Raw genomic sequence first — 4,178 nt, 5'->3', positions numbered from 1 at the left:
CTATGAATTTTATCGGAATCAAAAAATTACTGTCATAGATTGCCGGTATTTCAGTTTTGAAGCCGAGAATCTCGAAACGGCAGTCCAGAAGATCAAGGATCTATGTGCTGACGGTCAACTCGATGAACTGTCAAATGATCCGACCTATCAGGAAGATGCTGCTTATCAGATTCCCGGAACGGAATATCCACTGGATATAGAAAACAATAATGGAGATCCTACGGTTATGATTTACTCGGCCGCAGACGGAAACTGCATCACGGACAACCTTCCGAAGAGAAGTATCAAATGCTTGTCGATGCCTGCGAGGCGTGGTGGAACAGACAATTCGCAGAGGAGCAAATCCGAATCCGGAAAGAGTCTGCCCAATGAATACCCGGAACAAACCCGATCTGCATTGCGGACCCCGACCTGATGTCCGCAGAAATACAATAACTCAAACCAAGAACATTTTAATGAACGAAACCATGAATTTACACGAATATTACCGTAACCATAAGGACGCGATCAACGCGTCGATTATGGATATTGCCTGCGATCTGGCCGTCGGACGACTGCTGAATGCGCACGATGCACCTTTCGAAACATTCGTCGAAGCCGATGACCCCGACGATCCCGACGGCGGAACCCATTACAAGGAGGAATATCAAAAGGAATACGATACGTATTACGATAAGGAGTACGCCCGTGTCGCAAAGCTGATGAAATTCGACTATTGCCAAGACGACGGAGTCGCGGCTTCGCCTGAAGATACGAACACCTAAACCATATACTTATATGATCGATATTCCTTTGTCCCTGCGCGTTCCACCGCAGGGACGCTATAACCGCGGTATTTATACCTGTTATGAATGTGATTTCGAACCGCCGCACTATACGTAGTACCTTGCATGCTGGGCCTTGCCGAGACCTCTGCCGGTACGATGGTCGTCTGGGAATGTCCCCGGTGCGGTCAGAAATGGATGTTTCACTATCGGGCCCAAAATTCCCGTGAAGCTCACGATTACGCCGCCCAGCTCCTCGCTTACCGCACTGGCGATCCCGATTGGCGTATGACGCTGAATCCCGACTGGATTGCGGTGCCGCGGCAGAAAAAAGAGTAACCCTAAAACCTGATCCAATGAAAATCTTTGAAAGAATCACAAAACGCTATGCGCTTCAGAATTACTATCTGCGGCGCAATTTCTATTGGCCGGATACGCTGCCGGAGATTCTCGATTATTGGCAGCAGCACAATGACCTGCCATTCCTCTACGGCGGCGATAACTGGCCGTATGATGCAATGTGCGAGCGGCAGCGCCGCAAGGGCGTCTATGCTTCGCAATACCTGACACCCGACCGCACGGCCTGCCAGATGGCGGCACTGGCCGTGCGATATTTCGACAATGACAGCCGTATCGTGGACGCCTGATGCGGCACGGGGCAACTTACGCGCGCCCTGCTCCTCGAGGGCGTGCATCCGTCGGCGCTCCTCGGCTTCGATGCCGATGCGGAGCTGGTTGATCTATACGAACGCCTCTATCCCGAAACTGCTGCGCTGCGGATGCAATTTCATGAGATCGACTTCCGCTGCGAGAACGTCATTGCCAATCCGCCGTTCGAGATTGTGGAGTGTGTCTACTTCCTGCAATGGCTCTCCCGCACGCAACGCTCGGGCGATCGTGCCGTGCTGCTTCTGCCGTACGGCTTTATCGACAAGCAGCGTCCCAAAGCCGTACAGGAGACGATGCGGCACTTTATCATCCACCACCGGACACCCATGCAGGAGCCGTTCGCACGCACTGCCTGCCGTGCGGAGATCGTCGTAGTGGAACGGGCGTAGTGCATTCCGACGCGGGGAGAACCCCGCGTCAATGTTAAAATTTTATGTCATGAAACGAACTGAAGTGGTAAACATTCGTTATGCAGCATGCGATGTTTACATCGGCCGTGCCGGCCGTGGTGAAGACGGTTATTTCAGGAATCCTTTTCGGCTGCTGCCAGGCATGAGCCGCGGTGCTACTTTGGACCGCTACCGCAGTTATTTTTACGGACGCCTGCGTACCGATCCTGAGTTTCGTCAGCGTATCCATGCTTTGAAAGGCAAACGCTTGGGATGCTTCTGTAAGCCTTATCCATGTCATAGGGATATTATCAAAGAATATCTCAATACCTTGGACGATGAATAAAGGTCGTATGCCCGGCGGCATTGCTATTCCGGGATTTTTTCCGTAATTTTACTGGGTATTCAGTATCGTCCGTTTTATGAACGAACACCCGGCAACTCTTCTGCGCTGTGTCGTGGAACGTATCACCTATCAGAATCCCGAGAACGGATACTCGGTGCTGAAGGTCAAGGTGAAGGGCTATAACGACCTTGTCACGCTCGTGGGTAACCTGCTGGAGGTTCCCGTGGGCAGCGTCCTTCTGTGCCGCGGCGAATGGAAGGTGGACAAACGCTACGGCAGCCAGTTCGTCGCCGCGACATGGGAGGAGACGATGCCCGCCACGGTGTACGGGATCGAAAAATACCTCGGCAGCGGATTGGTCAAGGGCATCGGCCCCCGGTTCGCCCGGGCTATCGTCCAGCGATTCGGAACGGAGACCATCGACATCATCGAGACGGAGATCGAACGGCTTTACGAAGTTCCGAACATCGGACGTAAGCGTGTAGCGAAGATCCGCGAGAGTTGGGAGAAGCAGAAAGACATCAAAAATGTCATGCTTTTTCTGCAGGGCTCCGGTGTGAGCACGGCCTATGCGGCCAAAATCTACCGGGAATACGGCAAGGAGAGTATTGACAAGGTGCGGGAGAATCCCTACCGCCTTGCCGACGATATTTGGGGCATCGGCTTCAAGACCGCCGACGGCATCGCCGCAAAGATGGGCTATGAGAAAGAGGACCCGCGACGGTGCCGGAGCGGCATCCTCTATACGTTGGGACAACTTTCGGACGAAGGACATGTCTACGCCGGGGAGGAACAGCTGGTAAAGACTGCGGGGCAGCTTCTTGAAGCGGGCGAAACGGCTATCCGTGACACCCTTGCAGGGATGCTTCAGGCCGAAGACCTTATTCTCGACAAGGATGCCATTTACCTTCCTCCGTTCTACCATGCCGAGTGCGGTACGTCGCGTCGCCTGAGAGATTTGGCAGAGAGTACGGGCCGTTCGTTGTTCGACGGGCTTTTCGATCCGTCGTCCCTCACCGCGGAAACCGGCATCGAATACGACGAAGTTCAGCTTGCGGCTATCCGGCAGGCCGTCACGTCCAAAGTCATGGTGTTGACCGGCGGCCCCGGTACGGGTAAGACGACTACGACGCAGGGAATTATCGCGGCCTTGAAAAAAGCCGGCCTGCGCGTGCTGCTGGCGGCACCGACGGGACGTGCTGCCAAGCGTATGAGCGAGGCGACGGGCATGGAGGCCAAGACCATCCACCGGCTGTTGGAGTACAACCCGCAGGACGGCTACAAGCGCAACGACGAGAACCCGCTGGAAGGCGACGCGCTGATCGTGGACGAGTGTTCTATGATCGACATCCTTTTGATGAACAACCTGCTGAAAGCCGTTCCCGTGGGGATGCGGCTGGTGTTCGTCGGCGACATCGACCAGCTGCCGAGCGTCGGGGCGGGAAACGTCCTGCGCGACATCATCGACTCGCAGCGTATCCCCGTCGTGCGGCTCGTGTGCATCTTCCGGCAGGCGCAGAAGAGCCGTATCGTGATGAACGCCCACGCCATCAACCAGGGACGCTTCCCCGATACGAGCAACGGCCGCGACACCGACTTTTTCTTCATGCGGGAGGACGACCCCGAACGGGCCGCCGAAACCATCGTCCGGCTGGTGAAGGAGCGCCTGCCCCGCGCCTACCGGGAAAGTCCGGACCGTATTCAAGTACTTACGCCGATGCAGCGGGGCGTCGTGGGCGCCGCGAACCTGAACCTGCTGTTGCAGCAGGCATTGAATCCTTCGGGGCCGAGCCTCGGCCGCGGCGGCTACACCTACCGACAGGGCGACCGCGTGATGCAGTTGCGCAACAACTATGCTAAGGATGTGTTCAACGGCGATCTGGGTTATATCCGTGAGGTGGATACGGAGGGGAGGACGTTGAAAGTCGATTTCGACGGCAAATGGGTCGAGTACGATGTCACGGAGCTCGACGAACTGACGCTGGCCTACGCCACGACGATCCACAAGGC

Annotated in this window: 5 protein-coding genes and 1 pseudogene; all 6 read left to right on the top strand. The window is 55.6% G+C overall.

Annotated elements, in window-relative coordinates; all coding sequences use genetic code 11:
* Positions 1–415: hypothetical protein (locus BHV64_RS08965; RefSeq protein ID WP_288115760.1), on the top strand; the 415-nt coding region annotated here is incomplete at its 5' end.
* Between the two features lie 52 nt (positions 416–467).
* Positions 468–764 carry a hypothetical protein gene (locus BHV64_RS08960; RefSeq protein WP_230320077.1) on the top strand — a complete coding sequence of 99 codons (297 nt, stop codon included), beginning with the start codon at positions 468–470 and terminating at the stop codon, positions 762–764.
* A gap of 356 nt (positions 765–1,120) precedes the next feature.
* On the top strand, positions 1,121–1,411 hold the full coding sequence (locus BHV64_RS08955) for a hypothetical protein (RefSeq protein WP_259873874.1): 291 nt from the start codon (positions 1,121–1,123) through the stop codon (positions 1,409–1,411).
* A 132-nt stretch (positions 1,412–1,543) separates the two neighbouring features.
* Entirely contained in the window at positions 1,544–1,822 is a 279-nt protein-coding gene (locus BHV64_RS08950; protein WP_147513220.1) for a hypothetical protein, read from the top strand.
* Positions 1,823–1,871: 49 nt separating this feature from the next.
* Positions 1,872–2,156 (top strand): annotated as a pseudogene (locus BHV64_RS08945) (DUF4326 domain-containing protein); the annotation flags it as partial.
* 88 nt (positions 2,157–2,244) lie between these two features.
* A partial coding sequence (gene recD2 / locus BHV64_RS08940; RefSeq protein ID WP_288115759.1) for an SF1B family DNA helicase RecD2 occupies positions 2,245–4,178 on the top strand: 1,934 nt, incomplete at its 3' end.

Source organism: Alistipes sp. 56_sp_Nov_56_25, assembly GCF_001915285.1.
GTDB classification, from domain to species: Bacteria; Bacteroidota; Bacteroidia; order Bacteroidales; family Rikenellaceae; genus Alistipes; species Alistipes shahii.
Note: the sequence above shows the minus strand (reverse complement) of the source record. Positions and strands in the feature narration are given on the sequence as shown.

Coding starts and splice junctions, on each gene's coding strand:
- BHV64_RS08960 (WP_230320077.1), top strand. CDS start 468: ATGAATTTACACGAATATTACCGTAACCATAAGGACGCGATCAACGCG.
- BHV64_RS08955 (WP_259873874.1), top strand. CDS start 1,121: ATGAAAATCTTTGAAAGAATCACAAAACGCTATGCGCTTCAGAATTAC.
- BHV64_RS08950 (WP_147513220.1), top strand. CDS start 1,544: ATGCAATTTCATGAGATCGACTTCCGCTGCGAGAACGTCATTGCCAAT.